Raw genomic sequence first — 22,766 nt, 5'->3', positions numbered from 1 at the left:
TGGGTACGGCTGCGCCCGGCGCGTGAGTACGGGCCGGGCGCAGGGCGTTGCTCATCCGGTCAGATCTGGAGGAGTGCCTCCAGGGGGGCGCCGTTCAGGGACGGTTCCAGGCGGGCGCGGCCGCCCAGGAAGCCCAGTTCCATGAGGACCGCCACACCGGCGACCTGTGCGCCCGCGCGCCGGATGAGCTGGACGGACGCCTCGGCGGTGCCGCCGGTGGCGAGGACGTCGTCGACGACCAGGACACGGTCGCCCGTGCTCAGGTCCTCGGCGTGCACCTCGATCTCGGCAGAGCCGTACTCCAGGTCGTAGGCCTGGCCGAGGGTGGCGCCGGGGAGCTTGCCCGCCTTGCGGACCGGAATGAAGCCGAGACCGGCGCGGACGGCGACCGGGGCGCCGAGGATGAAGCCGCGGGCCTCCAGGCCGACGATCTTGGTGGCCTCCTCGCGGGTGGCCACCTCGGCAAGCGCGTCCGTGAGCGCGCTGAACGCTGCCGGGTCCGCCAGCAACGGAGTGATGTCCTTGAACATCACACCCGGCTCGGGATAGTCCGCGACATCGCGGATCCGGCTCAGGAGCAGCTCTTCGATACCGGTCATCGGCGCTTCCCGGAGGATCGGCCGCGGCCGCCACGGCCGCGGGAGGCGGGCTGGTGGCGCGGGCCCACGACGGCGGGGGCGGCGTCCTCGGAGTCGGGGTCGGCACCGAGCGGGTCGGCAGCGTCCCGAGCCTCGGCCATCTCGTCCTCGGCCGCGGCCTGGGCGCGCTTGGCGAGCACCCGCCGCTTGAGCGCCTTCATCTCCGGCTCACGCTCCTTGAGGTCGGCGACGAGCGGCGTGGCGATGAAGATCGAGGAGTATGCACCGGCGGCGAGGCCGACGAACAGCGACAGGGAGATGTCGTTGAGCATGCCCGCGCCGAGGAAGCCGCCGCCGATGAACAGCAGGGCGCCGACGGGCAGCAGGGCGACCGCCGTGGTGTTGATGGACCGCATCAGGGTGCTGTTGATTGAGCGGTTGGCCACGTCGCTGTAGGTCCAGCGGGTCTGCTTGGTGATGTCCCGGGTCTGCTCCTTGAGGCTGTCGAAGACGACGACCGTGTCGTAGAGCGAGTAACCGAGGATGGTCAGCAGACCGATCACGGTGCCCGGCGTGACCTCGAAGCCGACGAGGGCGTAGATACCGGTGGTGATCGTGAGGTCGTGGATCAGGGCGACGAGCGCGGCCAGGGCCATCCGCCACTCGAAGGCGATCGCCAGATAGATCACGACCAGGACCATGAAGATCGCCAGGCCCTCCCAGGCCTTGTTGGCGATCTGCTCGCCCCAGCTGGGGCCGACCAGGTCGGCGTTGATCTTCTCGGTGTCGACCTTCAGGTCCGAGGCCAGCTTGTCCTTGATGGCGTCGGACTTGTCGGTGTCGATGCCGGCGATCTGGATGCGCAGGCTGCCGTCGCCGAGCTTCTGGACGGTCGCGTCGTGGCCGGACGCGTCCTTCGCGTAGTTCTCGGCCTTCGTCACCGAGGCACTCATGCCCTTCGGTGTGGTGAAGACCGCCCCGCCCTGGAACTCGATGCCCATGTTCAGGCCCCGCACCGCCAGGCCGAGGATGGCCGTGATGGTGATCAGGATGGAGACGCCGTACCAGATCTTGCGGTGGCCGATGAAGTCGTAGGCGACCTCACCATGGTGGAGTCGGGCGCCGAGGCTGCCGAGCTTCGACATCTCACGCCTCCTTCGTGTCGACGGGGCCGGCAGGACGGTTGGGGCGGCGGGTGGAGCGCAGCGGGGGCTTCGCACCCAGAGCCTTCGGGTCGAGACCGGACCACTTGCTGCCGTTCGCGAAGAACTTGCGGCGCGCGAGGAGCGTCATCAGCGGCTTGGTGAAGAGGAAGACCACCACCACGTCGAGCACGGTGGTCAGGCCGAGCGTGAACGCGAAGCCCTGGACCTTGCCGACGGTGACGATGAACAGCACCGCCGCGGCGAGGAAGGACACGAAGTCGGAGACCAGGATGGTGCGCCGGGCGCGCGGCCAGGCCCGCTCGACGGCGGGGCGCAGCGAGCGGCCCTCGCGGATCTCGTCACGAATGCGTTCGAAGAACACGATGAACGAGTCCGCGGTGATACCGATGGCGACGATGGCACCGCAGACGGCGGGCAGGTTGAGCGCGAAGCCGATGGCCGGGCCGAGCAGCGCCATGATCACGTAGGTAAGGATCGCGGATACCAGCAGCGACGGGATGGCGATGATCGACAGGCCGCGGTAGAAGACCAGGAGGTAGACGACGACCAGCGCGAGGCCGATGGCGCCCGCGATGAGTCCGGCCCGCAACTGCTCACCGCCGAGCGCGGCGGTGACCGTGGTGACGCTGTCCTCGTGGAAGGTCAGCGGCAGCGCGCCGTAGGACAGCATGTTGGCGAGGCTCTGCGCCTCCGTCTGGTCGAAGCTGCCGGAGATCTCCGCAGTGCCGCCGGTCAGCGCGGTCCTGACGTAGGGGTTGGAGACGACCTCGCCGTCCAGGACGATGGCGAACTCGTTCTGCGGCGACTGGTTCTGCGCGAGCTGGCTGGTGATGTCGGCGAACTTCTTGCTGCCCTTGCCGGTGAACTCCATGGTGACGGTCCAGCCGGCGGCGCTCTGCGTGTTGTAGACGGCCTGCGCCTTCTTGACGTCGGTGCCGTCCACCTTGACGGGGCCGAGGATGTACTTCTGCCACACGCCCGACGAGTTCTTGCCGCAGGCGACGGTCGTGTCGGTCGGCTTGGCGCCCTTGCCCGCCTTGGCGCGGTCGGCGGACTTGCTGCAGTCCAGCGCCGAGTACTGGGCCTGGAGCGCGGCCGCGGCGGCGCTCGCGGCGGAGCTGCTGCTCGCCGACGGGGAGGCGCTCGAGGACGCCTTCGCACTGGCCGAGGAGGAGGCGGTCGCCGAGCCGGAGGGCGTGGCATCGGCCTTCAGGCCGTCGGTGACGGAGCGGCCCTGGGTCGTGGCGCTCGCCGAGGGGGACGAGGAGGACTTGTCGGTCGCCTTGTCCGTCGCCTTACTGGTGGACTTTCCGGAGGACCCCGAGGACGAGGAGCTGGGCGACGGGGTGGCCGTCGCGGCGCCGGCGGACACCTCGGTGGCCAGGACGGGGCGGAAGTACAGCTTCGCGGTGGTGCCGACCTGGTCCCGGGCCTGCTTGGAGTTCGTGCCCTTGGGGATGTTGACGATGATGTTCTTGTCGCCCTGGGTCTGGACCTCCGCCTCCGACACACCAAGACCGTTGACGCGGCGCTCCATGATGTCGACCGCGGTGTTCATATTGGTCTTGTTGATCGCGGACCCCTGGCCCGCCTCGGCGACCGCCCGCAGCGTGATGCTCGTACCGCCGGCCAGGTCGATGCCGAGACGCGGAGTCTTGTGTCCGGAGGCGAACATGCCTCCGGTGAGCGCCACCATGGCGATCAGAATGAGGGCCAGCGAGCGCCCCGGCTTGCTCTGGGCACTCGTGCTCCGGCCCTTCTTAGGTGCTGCCACCTTCTCGTACTCCCTCTCGGGCCGCCTCGCGCCGGTGGGCGTGCCGGCGGCCATGACTGGTGTCGGGATGCCGTGCGAGATCAGCACCTCCCGGGATGCTCGGGCGCGGCGGCCCGGCACACCCGGGAAGCGGCTACTTCGCCTCGGACTCCCCGTCGGTCTTCTTCAGCTCGTCGTCCGTCTTCACGTCCGCGGGCTCAGCGGTCTCGGCGTCGTCGGACGGCTCCTCGGCCGTGTCCTTCTTACCGAGGTCGACGGCCTTGTCGGCAGGGGCGGCGGCAGCGTCGTCGGAGGACTCGTCGGTCTCGGTGAGGGAGGAGGCGTCATCGGGGACGACATCGGCGTCGGACCTGAGGTCGTGCTCGATGCCGTGCACGATGCGGTTGTACTCGTCGTCGCTCAGCACACTGCCGATCGCGTTCTTCGCGAAGAGCAGTTCCACCCCCGGGCCGGCGTCGAGGAGGACGGTCTCCTCGTTGACCTCCTTGACCGTCGCGTACATGCCTCCGATGGTGCGGACACCACTGCCGGGCTGCATCTGGTTGCGCATGTCCACGGCCTGCTGCTGCTTCCGCTTGGACGAGCGGGTCATCAGGACCATGGCACCGATGAGCACGATGAACGGAAGGAGGGTCAAGATATTCACGGGACGGGATTTCCTTCGCACGACCGCGGCGGTCACGGCCTGGGTGATGGGGGTGGTGGGTGCTGCCCGCGAAGGCGGCATCGGCGGAGTCTAAGCGAGTCCGCGCGCAGGGAACAACGCTCAGCATCCCACCTGGGTTCCTGGTGAGGCCACTGTCACCGCCGTCACGCCCCGAACAGGTCCTGTTGTCCGTTTCCCGTATTCGACGCGCCGGGCGGCGTGAGGCCCAGGTGCGCCCATGCCGCGGGGGTGGCGATCCGGCCGCGCGGGGTGCGGGCGAGAAGTCCCTCACGTACGAGGAAGGGCTCGGCCACCTCCTCGACGGTCTCCCGCTCCTCCCCCACCGCGACGGCGAGGGTGGACAGGCCGACGGGTCCGCCGCCGAACAGCTTGAGCAGGGCATGGAGCACCGCGCGGTCGAGCCGGTCGAGGCCGCGGGCGTCGACCTCGTAGACCTTGAGGGCGGCCCCGGCGATCTCGCGGGTGATCAGTCCGTCCGCCTTGACCTGGGCGTAGTCACGCACCCGGCGCAGCAGTCGGTTGGCGATACGGGGCGTGCCGCGGGAGCGTCCGGCGATCTCGGCGGCGCCGTCGGGGTCGATCTCCACATCGAGCAGTCCGGCCGAGCGGTGCACCACACGTTCGAGTTCGGTCGGCTCGTAGAACTCCATGTGGGCGGTGAAGCCGAAACGGTCGCGCAGCGGGGGCGGCAGCAGGCCCGCCCGGGTGGTGGCGCCGACCAGGGTGAACGGCGGCAGTTCGAGGGGGATGGCGGTGGCGCCGGGGCCCTTGCCGACGATGACGTCGACCCGGAAGTCCTCCATCGCCATGTAGAGCATCTCCTCGGCGGGCCGGGACATGCGGTGGATCTCGTCGAGGAAGAGGACCTCGCCCTCCTGGAGGGAGGAGAGGATCGCTGCGAGGTCTCCCGCGTGCTGGATGGCGGGGCCGCTGGTGATGCGGATGGGGGCGCCCATCTCGGCCGCGATGATCATGGAGAGGGTGGTCTTGCCGAGGCCCGGGGCGCCGGACAGCAGGACATGGTCGGCGGTGGCGCCGCGGGCGCGTGCGGCGCGCAGTACGAGGTCGAGCTGTTCGCGGACCTTCTCCTGGCCGATGAACTCGTCGAGGTCCTTGGGACGCAGGGCGGCCTCGACGGCCTGGTCCTCGCGGTCGGCGGACGCACCGACGAGCCGCTCCGGGTCTGCGGCGGTGTCGGTCGTGTCGTCCCAGTTCACTGCGGTTCTCCTCGCGGTGGCGCGTCCGTCGGGCGGGCCCGGCCGGGCGTCCTCGGGTCAGCGTGCGCGGTTGAGGGTCTGGAGGGCGGCTCTGAGCAGGGCGCCCACCTGCGGAGTGCCTGCGGCGGACTCGGCCTGCGGGGCCACGGCGGCGACGGCCTCCTCGGCCTCGCGCGGGGCGTATCCCAGGCCGACCAGGGCGGAGTGCAACTGGTCACGCCAGCCGGTGCTGGTCCGCGAAGCACCGGCGGCGGGAGCGCCGACGGGCTCGCCGAGGCGGTCCTTCAGTTCGAGGAGCAGCTTCTGGGCGCCCTTCTTGCCGATGCCGGGGACCGCGGTCAGCGCCTTCTCGTCACCGGTGGCGACCGCCCGGCGCAGGGCGTCCGGGCTGTGCACGGCGAGCATGGCCTGGGCGAGGCGGGGGCCGACGCCGCTGGCGGTCTGGAGGAGCACGAAGACCTGGCGCTCGTCGTCGTCCGCGAAGCCGTACAGGGTCAGCGAGTCCTCGCGCACGACCAGGGAGGTGGCGAGCCTGGCGTGCTCCCCGACGCGCAGCGTGGAGAGCGTGTTCGGGGCGCATTGCACGGCCATGCCGACCCCGCCGACCTCGACGACCGCTGCGTCGGGAGCGAGTGCGGCGACCGTGCCGCTCACGAAGGCGATCATGCGGTACGGCCTTTCGATGTGCTGTTTGTGGGAGCCGGGCCCGCGGCGGTGCGCGAGGCGGTGTGCAGGGCGACGGCTTGCTGGAGGCGGTTCTGTGCGGGGGCGCGCCAGATGTGGCAGATGGCGAGTGCCAGGGCGTCGGCCGCGTCGGCGGGTTTCGGGGGCGCGTCGAGCCGCAGCAGCCGGGTGACCATGGCGCCGACCTGCGCCTTGTCGGCCCGTCCGGTACCGGTGACGGCGGCCTTGACCTCGCTGGGGGTGTGCAGGGCGACGGGGATGCCACGCCGGGCGGCGCACAGCATGGCAACGGCGCTGGCCTGGGCGGTGCCCATCACGGTGCGCACATTGTGCTGGCTGAACACCCGCTCCACGGCGACGACTTCGGGCCGGTGCTCGTCGAGCCAGCGCTCGATGCCCTGCTCAATGGCGACGAGGCGGCGGCCCAGTTCCGCGTCGACCGGTGTGCGGACGACGCCGACCGCGCGCATGGTCAGTGGCCGCCCGGCGACGCCCTCGACGACACCGACACCGCAGCGGGTCAGTCCGGGGTCCACCCCGAGTACAAGCACCCCCGAGCCCTCCCTTTCGGTCACCTGTTTGTGCAGGCTATCCGGTGCCACCGACAACGCAGGGCACGCGAGGCCGGACGGCCCCGCCGCGGGGGTCGGTGCCGGGCACGACGACGGGCCGACGGGTTCGTCCCGTCGGCCCGTGCGATCCTTGCGTTCCGTACGGCGTCATGCAGCCGCGGCGGCATTACGCGTCGACCTTCTCCATGACCTCGTCGCTGACGTCGAAGTTGGCGAAGACGTTCTGCACGTCGTCGCTGTCCTCGAGCGCGTCGATCAGCTTGAAGATCTTCTTGGCGCCGTCCTCGTCCAGCTCGACCTGGACGGAGGGGACGAAGCTCGACTCGGCGGAGTCGTAGTCGATGCCGTTGTCCTGGAGGGCGCTGCGGACCGCGACCAGGTCGGTGGCCTCGCTGATCACCTCGAAGGACTCGCCGAGGTCGTTGACCTCCTCGGCGCCCGCGTCGAGGACGGCAGTCAGGACGTCGTCCTCGGCGAGTTCGCCCTTGGGGACGATGACGACACCCTTGCGGGTGAACATGTACGACACCGAGCCCGGGTCGGCCATGGAGCCGCCGTTGCGGGTCATGGCGACGCGCACGTCGGAGGCGGCGCGGTTGCGGTTGTCGGTCAGGCACTCGATGAGCACCGCGACACCGTTCGGGCCGTAGCCCTCGTACATGATCGTCTCGTAGTCGGCGCCGCCGGCCTCGAGACCGCCGCCGCGCTTGATCGCGGAGTCGATGTTCTTGTTGGGAACCGACTGCTTCTTGGCCTTCTGGACGGCGTCGTAGAGCGTCGGGTTGCCCTCGACGTCCACGCCGCCCATCCGCGCCGCGACCTCGATGTTCTTGATCAGCTTCGCGAAGAGCTTGCCGCGCTTGGCATCGATCACGGCCTTCTTGTGCTTCGTCGTGGCCCATTTAGAGTGGCCGGACATCTGCCTGTCTCCTTCGCGTTACCCATCTCTGCCTGAACGCCAGCGATCCTACAAGGACTCCGCCGTCCGGTACGCGCGCACCATGTCGACGAACAGGGCGTGCACGCGGTGGTCGCCGGTCAGTTCCGGATGGAACGACGTGGCGAGCGCGTTGCCCTGGCGGACCGCGACGATGTGGCCGTGGTACTCGGCGAGGACCTCTGCGCCGGCGCCGACGGACTCGACCCAGGGGGCGCGGATGAAGACGCCCTCTACAGGATCGCCGCCGATGCCGCTGACGTCGACCGCCGCCTCGAAGGACTCGTTCTGGCGGCCGAAGGCGTTGCGGCGCACGATCATGTCGATGCCGCCGACGGTCTCCTGGCCCGAGCGCGGGTCGAGGATCTTGTCAGCGAGCATGATCATGCCCGCACAGGTGCCGTAGACGGGCATGCCGTCCCGCACGCGCGCGCGGAGGGGCTCCATCACGCCGAACAGGACGGCCAGTTTGGAGATGGTGGTGGACTCGCCGCCGGGGACGACCAGACCGTCCACCTCGGCGAGTTCCTCGGGGCGCCGCACCGGCCTGGCCACGGCGTCGGCCGCGGCCAGGGCGACGAGGTGCTCCCGGACGTCGCCCTGGAGGGCCAGGACGCCGACGACAGGGGCTTCGTTGGGCATGAACGACTACCAGCCGCGGTTGGCGTAGCGCTCGGACTCGGGGAGGGTGTCGCAGTTGATGCCGACCATGGCCTCGCCGAGGTTGCGGGACGCGTCCGCGATGATCTTCGGGTCGTCGTAGAACGTGGTCGCCTTGACGATGGCGGCGGCGCGCTTGGCCGGGTCGCCGGACTTGAAGATGCCGGAGCCGACGAAGACGCCCTCGGCGCCGAGCTGGCGCATCAGCGCGGCGTCGGCCGGGGTGGCCACACCGCCCGCGGAGAACAGCACCACCGGGAGCTTGCCGAGCTCGGCGACCTCCTTGACCAGCTCGTACGGGGCACGCAGCTCCTTGGCTGCGGCGAACAGCTCATGGCTGTCGTAGCCACGCAGACGGGCGATCTCGTTCTTGATCTGGCGCAGATGGCGGACCGCCTCGACGACGTTGCCGGTGCCGGCCTCCCCCTTGGAGCGGATCATCGCGGCGCCCTCGGCGATCCGGCGCAGGGCCTCGCCCAGGTTGGTGGCACCGCACACGAACGGGGTCGTGAAGGCCCACTTGTCGGAGTGGTTCACCTCGTCGGCCGGGGTGAGCACCTCGGACTCGTCGATGTAGTCGACGCCGAGGGACTGGAGCACCTGGGCCTCGACGAAGTGGCCGATGCGGGACTTGGCCATGACCGGGATCGAGACGGCTTCGATGATGCCCTCGATCATGTCGGGGTCGGACATCCGGGCCACACCGCCGTCCTTGCGGATGTCGGCCGGGACCCGCTCCAGAGCCATGACGGCGACGGCGCCCGCGTCCTCGGCGATCTTCGCCTGCTCGGGCGTGACGACGTCCATGATCACGCCCCCCTTGAGCTGCTCGGCCATACCGCGCTTCACGCGCGCGGTGCCGGTCTCGGGAGTCTGACCTTCGGAGAGCGTGCTGGACACGGATGACCTCACTCGGGAAGAGGGCTTATGCAGTCACCGAGGAAACGTGAGTGGACCAGTCCACTGCAAGGGCCAATGGGGAGGCGGTGGCTTCTTTTTCGGGTCCGGAGCGGGAAAGGGCTGGTCAGGGGGTGCGTTTCGGGGGCCGGGCCCGGCCCCGGGTGCCGGGGCCGACGGGAGTATGGCCTACGCCGCTCGGGCCACCAGTGCCGTCGGGGGCTCGTCGTCCATCTCGAACGCCATCGGGAACGGCGCGTGGCCCGCCAGGCGGAACCAGCGGACCTTGCGGTGCTGGCGCAGTCGGCGGGCGGCGCCGACCGCGTCGTTGTGGAAGCGCCGGGCCATCGGAACCCGCCGTACGGCTTCCGCCAGTTCGCGGGCCGCCTCCTCCCCGCCGGGGGCCTCGCGTACGGCCTCCATCTGCTGCGGCTCCGCGAAGACGACCCGCAGCGCCTGGCTCAGCTCGCTCTCCGCGACCTCCCGCTGCTCCTCCTCGGCCTGCCGGGCGGCGTGCGCGGACTCGTACAGCACGATCGAGGCGGCCGGGTCCAGCACCCCGGACGTCGCCAGCTCCTGGGCGACGGACGCGCGGCGCAGCAACTGTGCGTCGAGGGCCGCGCGGGCCGCGTCGATGCGGGAGTGGAGGCGGTCGAGGCGGCCGGCTGTCCAGCTGAGGTACAGGGCGATCGCGAAGAGTACTGCGAGGATCCAGATGAGGGTTGCGGTCACGGGCCGCAACGTTACGCTCCGCGGGGGTTGGCCGGTGTTCTCGGTCCGCCCCGGCGGACGGTGGCCTTGTATCGCGGCCCCGGACAGGCTGAGTGGAAGCAGCGCGGGCCGGCTGAGAAGCCGCCCTCACTCATCAAGCGCCGCAGGAGCTCAGTCCCGCGCCAACCCCAGCCGCGCCCTCAGCCCCGTCGCCCGCTCGTCCGCCGCCACCGCTGCCGTCCCTGTCGTGACCGTCTCGTAGACCGACAGGATGTCCGCCCCCACCGTCGACCAGTCGAAGCGGCGGACATGAGCGCTGCCGTGTTCGCGGAGGCGGGTTCTGCGGGCGGGGTCCTCCAGGAGGCGGACCGCGGCCTCGGCCAGGGCGTCGGCGTTCTCGGTGGCGAAGAGTTCGCCGGCCGCGCCCTGGTCGAGGACCTGGGCGAAGGCGTCGAGGTCGGAGGCGAGGACGGGGGCGCCCGCGGACATCGCCTCGACGAGGATGATGCCGAAGCTCTCGCCGCCGGTGTTGGGGGCGACGTAGAGATCGATGCTGCGCAGGAAGCGTGCCTTGTCCTCGTCGCTGATCATGCCGAGGAACTCCACTCGGGAGCGCAGTTCCCCGGGCAGGCCCGCCACCGCCTCCTCGCCGTCGCCGCGCCCGGCAACGAGCAGCCGGGTCTGCGGGCGGGCGGCGAGGATCTTCGGGAGGGCCTTCATCAGCACCGGGAGGCCCTTGCGGGGCTCGTCGATACGGCCGATGAAGCCGATCGTGTCCCCCTGCCACTCGGGCCTGGGCTCCGCCTTGGCGAAGAAGTCGACGTCGACGCCGTTGGGGATGACCACGGCGTCGCCGCCGAGGTGCTCGACGAGGGTGCGGCGGGCGTACTCGCTGACGGCGATGCGCGCGCTGATCTTCTCCAGGGCGGCCTGGAGGATCGAGTACGCGGCGATCATCGCCTTGGAGCGCGGGTTCGAGGTGTGGAACGTGGCGACCATCGGCCCCTGGGCCGCCCAGCAGGTGAGCAGGCCGAGCGAGGGCGAGGTGGGCTCGTGGATGTGGACGACGTCGAAACGGCCCTCGTGCAGCCAGCGGCGCACCCGCGCGGCGCTCAGCAGGCCGAAGTTGAGGCGGGCCACCGAGCCGTTGTACGGCACCGGGACGGCGCGGCCGGCCGAGACGACGTAGGGCGGCAGCGGTGTGTCGTCGTCGGCCGGGGCGAGGACGGACACCTCGTGGCCGAGGCGGATGAAGTATTCGGCGAGATCGCGGATGTGGAATTGGACGCCGCCCGGCACGTCCCAGGAGTACGGGCAGACGATGCCGATCCTCACGGCGCGCCCTTCTCGGAGGCCGGTGCGCTCTCCCCGGCGGTCCGGGTGCCGGGAGCCTGCGCGCCCGTCACGCCGGGGGCGCCGCCGCCGGGCGGGGCCTTCGCGGGATCGAGGTCCTTCAGCCACAGCCGTTGCAGCATGTGCCAGTCCTCCGGATGGTCGGCGATGCCCGAGGCGAAGGCATCGGCCAGCGCCTGTGTCATGACAGACGTCTTCTCCGCGCGGGTACCTGACGCGGGTACCTCGATCGGGGGATGCACACGGCCCTGCATGACAGGCGACTCGTCGTACCAGAGTGTCACCGGCAGCAGCAGGGCGCCGGTCTGCTGGGCCAGCAGCGCCGGACCCGCCGGCATCCGGGTCGGCTCGCCGAAGAAGGAGACCTCGACGCCGGAGGCGGACAGATCGCGGTCGGCGACCAGGCAGACCAGACCGCCGTCCCGCAGCCGCCGCGCGAGGGTGCCGAAGGCGGAGCCGCCGCTGTGCGGCAGGACATGCATGCCGAGGCTCTCGCGGTAGGCGACGAAGCGGTCGTAGAGCGACTCGGGCTTCAGGCGCTCCTGGACGGTCGTGAACGGCGTGTCCAGCTCGGTGGTGACCCACGCGCCCGCGAGGTCCCAGTTGGCCATGTGGGGCAGCGCCAGGATGACGCCGTTGCCCGTGGCGAGGCCGTCGGTGAGGTACTGGACGTCCTCGGGCGCGAAGCCGGTCCTTATGCGCTCGGTGCTCCAGGCGGGCAGCCGGAAGGACTCCATCCAGTAGCGCAGGTACGAGCGCATGCCCGCGCGCGAGAGCTCGGCGAGCCGCTCGGGCCCCGCGTCCGGCAGCACGCGCGCGTAGTTGGCCTCGAGCCGCAGGACGCCCTTGCCGCGCTGCTTCCAGGTGATGTCGGCGACGGTACGGCCCAGCCGTGCCGCGGCGGCCTCGGGGAGCTTCTTGACGGTGGTCCAGCCGAGCCCGTACAGAGCGTCGGTCAGGCGCTCACGAGCGCTCACCGGTCGGCCTCGCTCCCCTGGGACGCCTTCTCCCGCGCGGCCTCCTCGGCCTCCGCGGACTCGCGGCGCACCGTGACGACACGCTGGACGAGCGTGATCAGACTGCCGACGGCCACGATCCACAGGGCGACGGGCAGCAGATACTGGATACCGGGCACACCGAACTTGTGCAGCCCGGCGAAACCGGCCGCGACCAGCGACACCACCAGGCGCTCGGCACGCTCCACGAGCCCGTTGACGGCCACCGGCAGCCCGATCGACTCGCCGCGCGCCTTGGTGTACGACACCACCTGGCCGCTCGCCAGGCAGAAGATCGACACGGCGCACAGCACGTTGTCGTTGCCGCCGCCCGCGTACCACAGGGCGAAGCCCCCGAAGATCGCGCCGTCGGCCACCCGGTCGAGCGTGGAGTCCAGGAAGGCGCCCCAGCGGCTGGAGCGGCCGAGCTGGCGCGCCATGTTGCCGTCGACGAGGTCGGAGAACACGAACAGCGTGATCACGACGGTGCCCCAGAAGAACTCGCCCCGGGGGTAGAAGACCAGCGCGCCCGCGACCACGCCGGCGGTGCCGAGGAGCGTGACCGTGTCGGGGCTGACGCCCCTGCGGATCAGAAACGCGGCGAACGGAGTGAGGACACGCGTAAAGAATGCACGCGCGTACTTGTTCAGCATGGCCTTCCCGACGGTCGTATGGCCGAGCGGCCCCACTGGCCACCGGCTGGCCCATCGTAGCCACGCGCGCGGGCGTGCGACGGGCGGGCACCCGGGCCATGTGTCCCGGACGGAAGGCGGCGAGGTCACAGGCCTGTCGCGGGCCGTCCGGCCCAGTCTTGCGGCCCCTTCCACGGGCCGGGTGGCACGATCGCGTCCGTCGTATGGACGGCCAGTGACGGGAGTGGAAAGCTCGAAGAACCGCGGGCGTCGCCGGAGCCGCCGTCGCTGGGGCACCTCCCGGACCTGGTCCGGGGCAGGAACCGTCGTGCCCGCGCCCACTGTGACCTCACCGAACAGGGAGGCAAAGGCCATGGGCGACAAGGCTCAATCACACCCCGGGGCCGCCGGCAGGGCTACGGCGGCCGACCATCCCGCGTCCGTACGGAATGTGGTGCTGGTCGGCCACTCCGGTTCGGGCAAGACGACTCTGGTGGAGGCTCTCGCGCTCACCGCGGGCGCCGTCAACCGGGCGGGCCGTGTGGAGGACGGCGGCACCGTCTCCGACTACGACGAGATCGAGCACCGGCAGCAGCGTTCGGTGCAGCTCTCCCTGGTGCCCGTCGAATGGGACGGGTTCAAGATCAACCTTCTCGACACCCCCGGCTACGCGGACTTCGTCGGGGAGTTGAGGGCCGGTCTGCGCGCGGCGGACGCGGCCCTTTTCGTCGTCTCGGCCTCCGACGGCGTGGACGGCTCGACCCGGATGGTGTGGGAGGAGTGCGCGGCCGTCGGGATGCCGCGGGCCATCGTCATCACCCATCTGGAGGCGGCCCGCGCGGACTTCGAGGAGATGACCCGGGTCTGCGCCGAGGCGTTCGGCGGGGACGACCCCGACGCCGTACTGCCCCTGTATCTGCCGCTGTACGGCCCGCAGGGCGCCGACGGACACGCACCGGTGACCGGGCTGACCGGCCTGCTGTCGCAGAAGCTGTACGACTACGTCTCCGGGGAGCGCGCCGAGTCCGAGCCGGAGGGCGAGCAGCTGGAGCGGATCGCCGGGGCGCGCGACCGACTCATCGAGGGGATCATCTCGGAGAGCGAGGACGAGACCCTCATGGACCGCTATCTCGGCGGTGAACCGGTCGACGTCAAGACGCTGGTCGAGGACCTGGAGCGGGCCGTGGCGCGCGGGGTGTTCTTCCCGGTGCTGGCCGCCGCCCCCGCCGCCGAAGGGGCGAAGCAGGGGCTCGGCACGGTCGAGCTGCTCGAACTGATCACAGGCGGGTTCCCGACGCCGCTGGAACGCGAGGCGCCGCAGGTCACCACACCTGGCGGGGAGTCGCGCGAGCTGAAGCTCTGCGACCCGGACGGGCCGCTGGTCGCCGAGGTCGTGAAGACCTCGTCCGACCCCTATGTCGGCCGGGTCTCCCTGGTCCGGGTGTTCTCCGGCACCCTGCACCCCGACGAGACCGTCCACGTCTCCGGTCACGGGCTCGCCGACCGCGGGCACGAGGACCACGACGTCGACGAGCGCATCGGGGCCCTTTCCACGCCGTTCGGCAAACAGCAGCGGCCGGTCACCCATGTGATCGCGGGCGATCTGGCGTCGGTGGCGAAGCTGGGCCGCGCCGAGACCGGGGACACACTGTCGGCCAAGGACGACCCGCTGCTGATGGAACCGTGGGACATGCCCGACCCCCTGCTGCCGCTGGCCATCCAGGCACACAGCAAGCCGGACGAGGACAAGCTCTCCCAGGGCCTCGGCCGGCTGGTCGCCGAGGACCCGACGATGCGTCTCGAACAGAACCAGGACACCCACCAGGTGGTGCTGTGGTGTCTGGGTGAGGCCCACGCGGACGTAGCGCTGGAGCGGCTGCGCAGCCGCTACGGCGTCCAGGTCGACGTCGTGCCGTACAAGGTGTCCCTGCGGGAGACCTTCGCCGCCAAGTCGGCCGGGCGCGGGCGGCATGTCAAGCAGTCCGGCGGGCACGGGCAGTTCGCCATCTGCGAGATCGAGGTGGAGCCGCTGCCCGGCGGTTCGGGCATCGAGTTCGTGGACAAGGTCGTCGGCGGCGCGGTGCCGCGGCAGTTCATCCCGTCCGTGGAGAAGGGCGTACGGGCCCAGGCCCTCAAGGGCGTGGCCGCCGGCTATCCGCTGGTCGATGTGCGGATCACCCTGCTCGACGGCAAGGCGCACTCGGTGGACTCCTCCGACGCCGCGTTCCAGACGGCGGGCGCACTCGCCCTGCGGGAGGCCGCGGGCGACGCGAAGATCCATCTGCTGGAGCCGGTGGCCGAGGTGACGGTGCTGGTCGGCGACGACTATGTGGGCGCCGTGATGAGCGACCTCTCCGGCCGCCGCGGCCGGGTGCTCGGCACCGAGCAGACCAACGGCGGGCGCACCCTGATCCGGGCCGAGGTGCCGGAGATCGAGATCGGCCGGTACTCGGTCGACCTGCGCTCGCTGTCGCACGGCACGGCCCGCTTCAACCGCTCCTACGCGCGGCACGAGCCGATGCCGCAGCAGGTCGCGGAGAAGATCCGTGCGGAGGCCGAGGAATCCTCGTAACCGCCCCTTTGGTGCCGGGAGTTCGCGGACCGCTGTCGCTGTATATGGTCCCGGCTCCCGGCACCGGTGTGTGTGCGCACTCCTGCGGCCGGTAGCAGTCGGGCGTGTGCGCATCCCCGCGCCCTGGTAGCACTCGGGTGTGCGGCGGCGCAGGGGAAGTGAAAAGGGCGCGGAGACAGGGGCGTTCGGCCGTTGGCCGACGAACGGTCACCACGGACGGATACGCTCATCACCTGATCAACAGGTGTGCGGAGCAAGGAAGTCGGGAAGGCCGCAGAAGCGGGGCTGTGGCGATGGGGGGCGGAATGAGCACTGACGGCGGGTACGCGGACTTCTTCGGTCCGCAGGTGCCGCGTACCGGCGACGAGGGACAGACGCCCACCTATGCGCTGGCCTCGGCCGCCTACCGGGACAACCCCATGGAGGAGATAAAGAAGGCCGACAACGAGTGGCACCAGTCCACCGTCAAAGACGGCCGGCCCTGGGCCTCGATCTTCCGCCCCAATCTCGGGGAGGCGTACTCGCGCGCGGTGGTCGACCGGATGCTGGGCAGCGGCCGCAAGGCGCTCATCCAGGCCTTCGGGGTGGAGCCGCAGGTCGTCGTCGAGCACTGTCTGGCCGCCAACCGCATCCGCCGCGAACGCGACAACAAGCTGACGGCCGTGATGGCACTGTGCGGACTGGCCTTCCTGCCCGGCCTCGCGGTCTGGCTGGGGGTCTTCCAGGCCCGGGCCATGGTCGAGAAGAGCACCAACAAGCGCTCCTCCGCGCTCGCCACCGCCCTGCTCGTCGGGGTCGGCGTCCTCGCCGTGCTCTTCCTGATCAAGATGCCGTTCACCGGGTTCTGGGCGTGGTACGCGCGGCTGTGCGTGGCGATGCCGGTGATCGGCTGGTTCACGGCCAAGCGGATCTGCGAGGGCACCGCGAAGGATCTGCGGGCCCGCTGGGACGGCCTGCTCTCCGGCAGCGGCATCGGCGCCAAGGTGCCCGAGGCGGTGCCCAGCAGCCCCGGCGAGAACGCGGCCGAGCAACTACGCCAGTCGCTGGCCAAGCTCAGCGCGGAGCAGCAGTCCAACTCCGCCTTCTACGCCGGTCCCAAGGGCATACTCGGCATGGGCACCCGCTGGGGCAGCTGGCAGCTCGCCGAGGACCTGGTGCCCGCCGACCCCACCAAGGAGATCCACCCGTTCCGCAGCTGGGACGTGATACGCGCGATCCACGACCAGCTCGGCAGGCTCACCCGCGGCCCCCTGCACACCGGCGGCTTCCCCAGGCCGTCCATAAAGCACTGGATCGTCACCCCGGTCGGCGAGAACGCGGGCGCGGTGTCCCGTCCCGACGGCACCGACGTGGAGGCGTACCAGGTCAAGCCGCACGCCGTGCAGGAGATCTGCAACAACCAGCAGTTCGGCGCGGGCGACCGGCACTACCTCGGGGTGCAGTGGGTGCTCTGGGACGGACAGCTGATCCTCACCATGATGATCACCGTGACGGTGCTGCACGAGACGCTGCGCATCGAGGTCACGGGGCATGCGCTGGGGCCGGTGAACGGGGTGTTCATGGGGAAGCCCTCGGCACCCACGAAGAGCGTCCAGAAGACCTTCAAGCCGTGGGAGTCACGGTCGATCAAGCTGCCCCTGGTCAACAGCGACGAGGTGGTACGGCTCGCCGTGCGGGCGCCGCTCACCTGGTATCCGCCGGCACTGAACTGGCTCGGCGGCTCGCTGGCCCTGCCCGAGCCGTTCGGGCTGCGGCACGCGTGGGCGGACCAGCCGTGGCGGCACCGCTTCATGGCCGACGACGCGCTGCGGGCGGCGACTCCGGTGCTGCGGGTGGTGCACTCGGCGGCGATCCGGGTGCTCAACGACAACGGCGTGGACACGACGAAGTTCGGGTCGCGGTCCTCGGCGCTGAGCGGGGCGGTGCAGGATGTTACGCCCAAGAAGGCCGACTTGTATGACGCGTGATGCCTCCGGCGGTTCGGCGGGTCATCGGTGCGGGTGGATGGCCTGGGGGCTGTGCCCCCAGGCCCCCCTTCGGCCCTGACCGGGCCTCGTCCTCAAACGCCGGACGGGCTGATCATCTCGGCGTCGGCCTCATAGGTCAGGCTTCCGGCCAGGCCGCCGCCAGCATGGTGCGGGTGTCTGCAAGGAGCTGGGGCAGCACCCTGGTGTGGCCCACCACCGGCATGAAGTTCGTGTCGCCGCCCCAGCGCGGGACGATGTGCTGGTGGAGGTGGGCCGCGATGCCCGCGCCGGCCACCCCGCCCTGGTTCATGCCGATGTTGAAGCCCTGGGCGCCCGAGGCGGTGCGCAGGGCGGTCATCGCCTGCTTGGTCAGTTCCGCGAGTTCGGCGGTCTCCGCACTCGTCAGGTCGGGGTAGTCGGCGACGTGGCGGTACGGCACCGTCATGAGGTGGCCGCCGTTGTACGGGTACAGGTTCAGCACCGCGTAGACCTGCTCACCGCGCCGGACGATCAGACCGTCCTCGTCGGACTTGGCCGGTATCGAGCAGAAGGGGCAGCCGTCGCCGGAGCCTGGTCCGGTCGGCTTGTTCTCACCCTGGATGTAGGCCATCCGATGGGGCGTCCACAGGCGCTGGAACGCGTCCTGGGTACCCACTCCGATCTGCTGTTCCGGCTCACTCGTCATGCAAGGCAGCATATGGCTTCGCCCGTTCGCGGCGTGTCGCCGGGGTTCCCGGACCGGGATCGAGGGTCAAGCTGGGCGCGTGGACGACGACAGCCGCACGACCGGCGCCGTGGCCGCGGACCGCACGGAACGCTGGGAGAGGCGCACCGAGGGCCCTCTCGCCCTGGCGTCGGCGCTCTTCCTCGCCTCGTACACGGTGCTGGTGCTGGCCGTCGGTCTCGGGGACGCCTGGCGGCACACGTGGCTGGCGGTGCTGCTGGCCTGCTGGGCGGTGTTCTGGGTGGACTACGCGGTGCGCTGGCGGCTGAGCGGCATGGGGCGGCGGTTCGTGCGGAGACATCCGGTGGACACCGTCGTCGTGATCCTGCCGCTGCTGCGTCCGCTGCGGTTCGTGAAGCTGTACGAGCGTGTGCAGCACAGGCAGGGGAAGCCACGGCTCCCGCTGTACGCGCGGGTGATCGCCTACGCCGGGCTGTCGACGACGCTGCTGGGCTTCACCGGGGCGCTGGCCGTCTACCAGCAGGAGCGGGGGGCGCCCGGCGCGACCATCGTGACCTTCGGCGACTCCCTGTGGTGGGCCTGCGCCACGCTCACGACGGTCGGCTACGGCGATGCCACGCCCGTCACAAAGTGGGGCCGGGTGATCGCGGTCGGCGTGATGGGCGGCGGGCTGGCGCTGCTCGGCGCGGTCACGGGGTCGTTCTCGTCGTGGCTGCTCCAGGTGTTCGCGCGGGAGGACGACATGCAGCCCCCGGGGAGGTGAACTGACGCTGACTCTGTCGGGGATCTTGGCGGTCTGCTCAGTCTCTGGCGGACCGCCAAGACCTCGGCCGGGGGATCCCGTGCTGGTCCAGGTAGTTCTGGAAGGCGGTCGGCCGTCGGGACGGAGGCGCTTCTCCGGTCGGCGGCCGTCGGCTGAGGCGCTCGATGTTTGCAGCGATGGCTGTGAACACGTGCTGTAAGTGGGCTTTGTGCTGTCCCCGGTAGCGGCAGTGGCGCATGCCGTGTCCGTGGGCGAGCTCGTTGATGGTGCCTTCCACTCCGGAGCGGACCGCGTAGCGAGCCTGCCATTCGGGTGTCTGCTGCTCGGCACGGACTCGGAGTTGCAGGTCACGGAGTTCTCGCGGGGGGAAGCCCACGCTCCGGGCGCTGTCGGCGGTGGTCGTGCAGCGGGTGCGGACCGGGCAGGGCCGGCACTGGCTCTTGGTGAACCGGGCCACGATCAGAGGTGCCGCCGTGGGCGAGGAAGTCGGGTAGGGGCCGTGCCAGCCCGCGCTGGTCTCGCCCTGCGGGCAGGTGACCTGCCGACGGTCGAAGTCGATGTGGAAGTCGTCGCGGCCGAACCCGTTGTTCCTGCGGTTCTGGCGGGTGGTGTTGACCGGCAGTGGTCCGGTGACCGTGACCTGGTGTTCGCGGGCTGCCTGTTCCAGATGGACCAGGGAGGTGTAGCCGCCGTCGACCAGATGCTCGGCGGGCAGCAGCCCGCGGCGCTTGAGCCGGGTGTGGATGCCGGGCAGAGCCTTCGCGTCGTAGCCGGTGGCATCGGTGGTGGCCACATCCGTGATCACGTTGACGCCGTCGGGATCGCAGGTCTCGGTGAGATGCGCGACGAACCCCTTCCAACGGGTGACGTGTCCGCGGCGCGCGTAGCGGGCCGTCGGATCGTAGGGCGAGACGACCGCGACGGACGAGGGCGGCAGCCCGCCGTCCTCCACGGTGCGCCAGCGCAGGCGCCCGGCCCCGTCACGGTAGTAGTTCTGCACCATGATCTGCCGCAGGGCCTGGACGCGGGGCCCTGACAGGCGTTCCGGCCCGTGCTGCCCGAGGTGCTCGATCAGCCGGACGGCGTCGCCTCCGGTGGCGAGGATTCTGGTCTTGGGGCGGGTGGGGTTCTTGCCCAGACGGACCGGACGGCCGTAGCGGCGCCCCCACTCCTCGTCCACCAGGCCGGCCAGCAGGTGATCAGCGGTGCCGGCCAGCTCTTCCAGCGCGGCGCGGACGGCCTCGGTGACCAGTTCCAGCCGGGTCAGGTCGCGCACCGCGGCCAGGACGTGGGTGGAGTCCGTGCGCTGGGTGGTGCGTTCGCGAACGAGACCGGCCTCCTTCAGGCGTTCGAGCGCGAGGTCGAGGAGACGGTCGGCTCGGCCGTCCTCGGTGAGACGGTCGCGGAAGTCGGCCAGCACGCTGTGGTGGAAGCCGGGATCGTCCAGTTCCATGGCCAGCGCGTATTTGAAATCGATGCGGCAGCGAACCGCTTCGGCCGCCTGCCGGTCCGACAGACCGAGCAGGAACTGGAGCACACAGACGGTGGCCAGCTGGGCGGGCGAGAGCCCTGGGCGGCCGTCGCGGGGGTACCAGTCGGCGAAGTCCTCGTCACGCCACAGCCCGCCCAGGCGGTCTCTCACCCACATCGCCGTTGTACCGCTCGGGTTGCTCGCCCGCGCCATCTGCATGGTCAGAGAAGGGACTTGCTCACCAGAACGGGCGTGAAGCGACAACGGGCACCTCGACAACTGCATCGGTCCTTGAACAGAGCCGAGCATGCCCGTTGATCATGCTGCCCCGCCGGGGATCCTCAAGATCCCCGACAGAGTCAGCGTCAGGTGAACTCCCCGGGGGCTGCAGCCGGTGGCTACGGCCGGCCGGTGGCTACGGCGCGATCAGACCTGCGTCCGCTCCTCGACGACCTTCACGATCTTCGCGATGGCCTCGTCGAACGGGATGCCGTTCTCCTGCGACCCGTCGCGGTAGCGGAAGGACACCGTTCCCGCGTTCATGTCCTCGTCACCGACGATGATCATGAACGGGATCTTCTGCTTCTGCGCGGTCCTGATCTTTTTCTGCATACGGTCGGACGACGCGTCCACCTCGACGCGCAGGCCCCGCTTCTTCGCCGCGGCGGCGAACCTCTGCAAATACTCGACATGTCCGTCGCCGATCGGGATGCCGATCGCCTGGACCGGAGCCAGCCACGCCGGGAAGGCGCCCGCGTAGTGCTCCAGCAGGACCGCGAAAAATCGCTCGATCGAGCCGAACAGCGCGCGGTGGATCATGACCGGACGCCGCTTGCTGCCGTCGGCCGCCGTGTACTCCAGGTCGAAGCGCTCCGGCAGGTTGAAGTCGAGCTGGACCGTGGACATCTGCCAGGTGCGGCCGATGGCGTCGCGCGTCTGGACGGAGATCTTCGGGCCGTAGAAGGCGGCGCCGCCCGGGTCGGGGACCAGCGGCAGGCCCTGCTTCTCGGCGACCTCGCGGAGGGTCCGGGTGGCCTCCTCCCAAGCCTCGTCGGAGCCGACGAACTTGGTCTCGTCCTTGGTGGACAGTTCCAGGTAGAAGTCGGTCAGACCGTAGTCGCGCAGCAGGTCGAGCACGAAGGTGAGCGTCTTGTCGAGCTCGTCCGCCATCTGCTCGCGGGTGCAGTAGATGTGCGCATCGTCCTGGGTGAAGCCGCGGGCGCGGGTCAGGCCGTGCACCACGCCGGACTTCTCGTACCGGTACACGGTCCCGAACTCGAAGAGACGCAGCGGCAGTTCACGGTACGAGCGACCGCGCGCGTCGAAGATCAGGTTGTGCATCGGGCAGTTCATGGGCTTCAGGTAGTAGTCCACGCCCTCGTCGAGCTGCATGGGCGGGTACATGCCGTCGGCGTACCAGTCGAGGTGTCCGGACGTCTCGAAGAGCTTCCCCTTCGTGGCGTGCGGGGTGTAGACGAACTCGTAGCCCTCCTCCTCGTGGCGGCGACGCGAGTAGTCCTCCATGACCCGGCGGACGATGCCGCCGCGAGGGTGGAAGACGGCGAGGCCGGAGCCGATCTGCTCGGGGATGGAGAACAGGTCCAGTTCGGCACCGAGCTTGCGGTGGTCGCGCTTCTCGGCCTCGACGAGGAAGTCGAGGTACGCCTTCAGCTCGTCCTTGGTCGGCCAGGCGGTGCCGTAGATGCGCTGGAGCATGGGATTTTTCTCGCTGCCGCGCCAGTAGGCGGCCGCATTGCGCATCAGTTTGAACGCCGGGATGAGGCGGGTCGAGGGCAGGTGGGGACCGCGGCAGAGGTCCTTCCAGCACAGCTCGCCGGTCTTGGCGTCCAGGTTGTCGTAGATGGTCAGCTCGCCCGCGCCGACCTCGACGTTCGCGCCGTCCTCGGTGGACGCGGAGCCCTTGAGACCGATCAACTCCAGCTTGTACGGCTCGTCGGCGAGCTCCTCGCGGGCCGCCTCGTCGGTGACAGCGCGGCGGGAGAACCGCTGCCCCCGCTTCTGGATCTCCTGCATCTTCTTCTCGACGGCCTTGAGATCCTCGGGCGTGAACGGCCGGGCGACGTCGAAGTCGTAGTAGAAGCCGTCCTTGATCGGCGGGCCGATGCCCAGCTTGGCCTCGGGGAAGATCTCCTGCACGGCCTGCGCCATGACGTGCGCGGTGGAGTGGCGCAGGATGTTCAGGCCGTCCTCGGAGGTGATCTCGACACCCTCGACGGTCTCGCCGTCCTTGACCTCGTAGGCGAGGTCCTTGAGCTCTCCGGCCACCCGCGCGGCGATCACCGAGCGCTCGCCGGCGAAGAGGTCGGCGGCCGTAGTGCCCGTCGTCACCACGCGCTCTTCCCGCTCGGAATCGCGTTGGATGATCACACGGACTTCTGACACCGGTCTCTCCTGACTGCTGGGTGGTGCGGCGCCATACCAAGAGCGCGCGCAGGACGGAATCG

General features: G+C 70.2%; 20 protein-coding genes. 3 read left to right on the top strand and 17 right to left on the bottom strand.

Annotation, left to right across the window (positions count from 1 at the left end):
• Window positions 1–59: 59 nt before the first annotated feature.
• The 14 genes from ACSYGN_RS33665 to pgsA all read right to left on the bottom strand — a co-directional run bounded on the left by ACSYGN_RS33665 (window position 60) and on the right by pgsA (window position 12,864).
• The gene (locus tag ACSYGN_RS33665) at window positions 60–599 is read right to left on the bottom strand and encodes an adenine phosphoribosyltransferase (RefSeq protein WP_460402382.1); all 540 of its coding nucleotides are present in this window, start codon (window positions 597–599) and stop codon (window positions 60–62) included.
• A complete protein-coding gene (gene secF, locus ACSYGN_RS33660) occupies window positions 596–1,723 on the bottom strand; it encodes a protein translocase subunit SecF (RefSeq protein ID WP_460402380.1) in 1,128 nt (375 codons plus the stop codon). The genes ACSYGN_RS33665 and secF overlap by 4 nt, the downstream gene beginning before the upstream one ends.
• Window position 1,724: 1 nt before the next feature.
• Complete coding sequence (gene secD, locus ACSYGN_RS33655; RefSeq protein ID WP_460402378.1) at window positions 1,725–3,518, bottom strand: protein translocase subunit SecD; 1,794 nt, start codon at window positions 3,516–3,518, stop codon at window positions 1,725–1,727.
• Window positions 3,519–3,651: 133 nt separating this feature from the next.
• A complete protein-coding gene (yajC, locus tag ACSYGN_RS33650; protein ID WP_460402376.1) occupies window positions 3,652–4,164 on the bottom strand; it encodes a preprotein translocase subunit YajC in 513 nt (170 codons plus the stop codon).
• A gap of 164 nt (window positions 4,165–4,328) precedes the next feature.
• Window positions 4,329–5,402, bottom strand: coding sequence for a Holliday junction branch migration DNA helicase RuvB (gene ruvB, locus ACSYGN_RS33645; RefSeq protein WP_460402374.1), 1,074 nt, complete (start codon window positions 5,400–5,402; stop codon window positions 4,329–4,331).
• A 57-nt stretch (window positions 5,403–5,459) separates the two neighbouring features.
• Complete coding sequence (gene ruvA, locus ACSYGN_RS33640; protein ID WP_460402372.1) at window positions 5,460–6,068, bottom strand: Holliday junction branch migration protein RuvA; 609 nt, start codon at window positions 6,066–6,068, stop codon at window positions 5,460–5,462.
• Window positions 6,065–6,637, bottom strand: a complete 573-nt coding sequence (gene ruvC / locus ACSYGN_RS33635) for a crossover junction endodeoxyribonuclease RuvC (protein ID WP_460403901.1) — start codon at window positions 6,635–6,637, stop codon at window positions 6,065–6,067. The genes ruvA and ruvC overlap by 4 nt, the downstream gene beginning before the upstream one ends.
• A 187-nt stretch (window positions 6,638–6,824) precedes the next feature.
• Window positions 6,825–7,577 carry a YebC/PmpR family DNA-binding transcriptional regulator gene (locus ACSYGN_RS33630; RefSeq protein WP_460402370.1) on the bottom strand — a complete coding sequence of 251 codons (753 nt, stop codon included), beginning with the start codon at window positions 7,575–7,577 and terminating at the stop codon, window positions 6,825–6,827.
• 48 nt (window positions 7,578–7,625) lie between these two features.
• On the bottom strand, window positions 7,626–8,237 hold the full coding sequence (gene pdxT / locus ACSYGN_RS33625) for a pyridoxal 5'-phosphate synthase glutaminase subunit PdxT (protein WP_460402368.1): 612 nt from the start codon (window positions 8,235–8,237) through the stop codon (window positions 7,626–7,628).
• A gap of 6 nt (window positions 8,238–8,243) precedes the next feature.
• Complete coding sequence (gene pdxS, locus ACSYGN_RS33620) at window positions 8,244–9,092, bottom strand: pyridoxal 5'-phosphate synthase lyase subunit PdxS (protein ID WP_460403899.1); 849 nt, start codon at window positions 9,090–9,092, stop codon at window positions 8,244–8,246.
• A 249-nt stretch (window positions 9,093–9,341) separates the two neighbouring features.
• Entirely contained in the window at window positions 9,342–9,884 is a 543-nt protein-coding gene (locus tag ACSYGN_RS33615) for a LemA family protein (protein ID WP_460402366.1), read from the bottom strand.
• A gap of 150 nt (window positions 9,885–10,034) precedes the next feature.
• Complete coding sequence (locus ACSYGN_RS33610) at window positions 10,035–11,198, bottom strand: glycosyltransferase family 4 protein (protein ID WP_460402364.1); 1,164 nt, start codon at window positions 11,196–11,198, stop codon at window positions 10,035–10,037.
• A complete protein-coding gene (locus tag ACSYGN_RS33605) occupies window positions 11,195–12,193 on the bottom strand; it encodes a phosphatidylinositol mannoside acyltransferase (RefSeq protein WP_460402362.1) in 999 nt (332 codons plus the stop codon). The genes ACSYGN_RS33610 and ACSYGN_RS33605 overlap by 4 nt, the downstream gene beginning before the upstream one ends.
• On the bottom strand, window positions 12,190–12,864 hold the full coding sequence (pgsA, locus tag ACSYGN_RS33600; protein ID WP_460402360.1) for a phosphatidylinositol phosphate synthase: 675 nt from the start codon (window positions 12,862–12,864) through the stop codon (window positions 12,190–12,192). Before pgsA ends, ACSYGN_RS33605 begins: the two co-directional genes overlap by 4 nt.
• Before the next feature lie 352 nt (window positions 12,865–13,216).
• Here pgsA and ACSYGN_RS33595 point away from each other — a divergent pair, with 352 nt between their 5' ends.
• A complete protein-coding gene (locus ACSYGN_RS33595) occupies window positions 13,217–15,415 on the top strand; it encodes an elongation factor G-like protein EF-G2 (RefSeq protein WP_460403897.1) in 2,199 nt (732 codons plus the stop codon).
• A 305-nt stretch (window positions 15,416–15,720) separates the two neighbouring features.
• Complete coding sequence (locus ACSYGN_RS33590) at window positions 15,721–17,382, top strand: hypothetical protein (RefSeq protein WP_460402358.1); 1,662 nt, start codon at window positions 15,721–15,723, stop codon at window positions 17,380–17,382.
• A gap of 136 nt (window positions 17,383–17,518) precedes the next feature.
• On the opposite strand, the gene ACSYGN_RS33585 is transcribed toward ACSYGN_RS33590, so the two are convergent.
• The gene (locus ACSYGN_RS33585; RefSeq protein ID WP_460402356.1) at window positions 17,519–18,079 is read right to left on the bottom strand and encodes an HIT family protein; all 561 of its coding nucleotides are present in this window, start codon (window positions 18,077–18,079) and stop codon (window positions 17,519–17,521) included.
• Between the two features lie 67 nt (window positions 18,080–18,146).
• On the opposite strand from ACSYGN_RS33585, the gene ACSYGN_RS33580 reads away from it, so the two are divergent.
• Window positions 18,147–18,830: a potassium channel family protein gene (locus ACSYGN_RS33580; protein ID WP_460402354.1), complete on the top strand. Its 684-nt coding sequence runs from the start codon at window positions 18,147–18,149 to the stop codon at window positions 18,828–18,830.
• Window positions 18,831–18,867: 37 nt separating this feature from the next.
• Here ACSYGN_RS33580 and ACSYGN_RS33575 read toward each other — a convergent pair whose 3' ends face one another.
• Both ACSYGN_RS33575 and thrS read right to left on the bottom strand, forming a co-directional pair.
• Window positions 18,868–20,520 (bottom strand): IS1182 family transposase, encoded by a 1,653-nt coding sequence (locus tag ACSYGN_RS33575; RefSeq protein WP_460391610.1) that lies wholly within the window; start codon window positions 20,518–20,520, stop codon window positions 18,868–18,870.
• Window positions 20,521–20,727: 207 nt separating this feature from the next.
• Window positions 20,728–22,704 (bottom strand): threonine--tRNA ligase, encoded by a 1,977-nt coding sequence (gene thrS / locus ACSYGN_RS33570; RefSeq protein ID WP_460402352.1) that lies wholly within the window; start codon window positions 22,702–22,704, stop codon window positions 20,728–20,730.
• Between the last annotated feature and the right edge of the window lie 62 nt (window positions 22,705–22,766).

The sequence above is a fragment of the Streptomyces sp. YIM S03343 genome, from assembly GCF_054729195.1.
The sequence above is the reverse complement of the archived record's forward strand: the minus strand, read 5'-3'. Positions and strand labels throughout refer to the sequence as shown.

Bases quoted from the DNA above. Each gene is read 5' to 3' on its own strand.
- pgsA (WP_460402360.1), bottom strand. From the start codon at position 12,864: ATGCTGAACAAGTACGCGCGTGCATTCTTTACGCGTGTCCTCACTCCG.
- pdxS (WP_460403899.1), bottom strand. From the start codon at position 9,092: ATGGCCGAGCAGCTCAAGGGGGGCGTGATCATGGACGTCGTCACGCCC.
- ACSYGN_RS33665 (WP_460402382.1), bottom strand. From the start codon at position 599: ATGACCGGTATCGAAGAGCTGCTCCTGAGCCGGATCCGCGATGTCGCG.
- ACSYGN_RS33585 (WP_460402356.1), bottom strand. From the start codon at position 18,079: ATGCTGCCTTGCATGACGAGTGAGCCGGAACAGCAGATCGGAGTGGGT.
- ACSYGN_RS33590 (WP_460402358.1), top strand. From the start codon at position 15,721: ATGAGCACTGACGGCGGGTACGCGGACTTCTTCGGTCCGCAGGTGCCG.
- pdxT (WP_460402368.1), bottom strand. From the start codon at position 8,237: ATGCCCAACGAAGCCCCTGTCGTCGGCGTCCTGGCCCTCCAGGGCGAC.
- secF (WP_460402380.1), bottom strand. From the start codon at position 1,723: ATGTCGAAGCTCGGCAGCCTCGGCGCCCGACTCCACCATGGTGAGGTC.
- ACSYGN_RS33630 (WP_460402370.1), bottom strand. From the start codon at position 7,577: ATGTCCGGCCACTCTAAATGGGCCACGACGAAGCACAAGAAGGCCGTG.
- ACSYGN_RS33575 (WP_460391610.1), bottom strand. From the start codon at position 20,520: ATGCAGATGGCGCGGGCGAGCAACCCGAGCGGTACAACGGCGATGTGG.
- ruvA (WP_460402372.1), bottom strand. From the start codon at position 6,068: ATGATCGCCTTCGTGAGCGGCACGGTCGCCGCACTCGCTCCCGACGCA.
- ACSYGN_RS33595 (WP_460403897.1), top strand. From the start codon at position 13,217: ATGGGCGACAAGGCTCAATCACACCCCGGGGCCGCCGGCAGGGCTACG.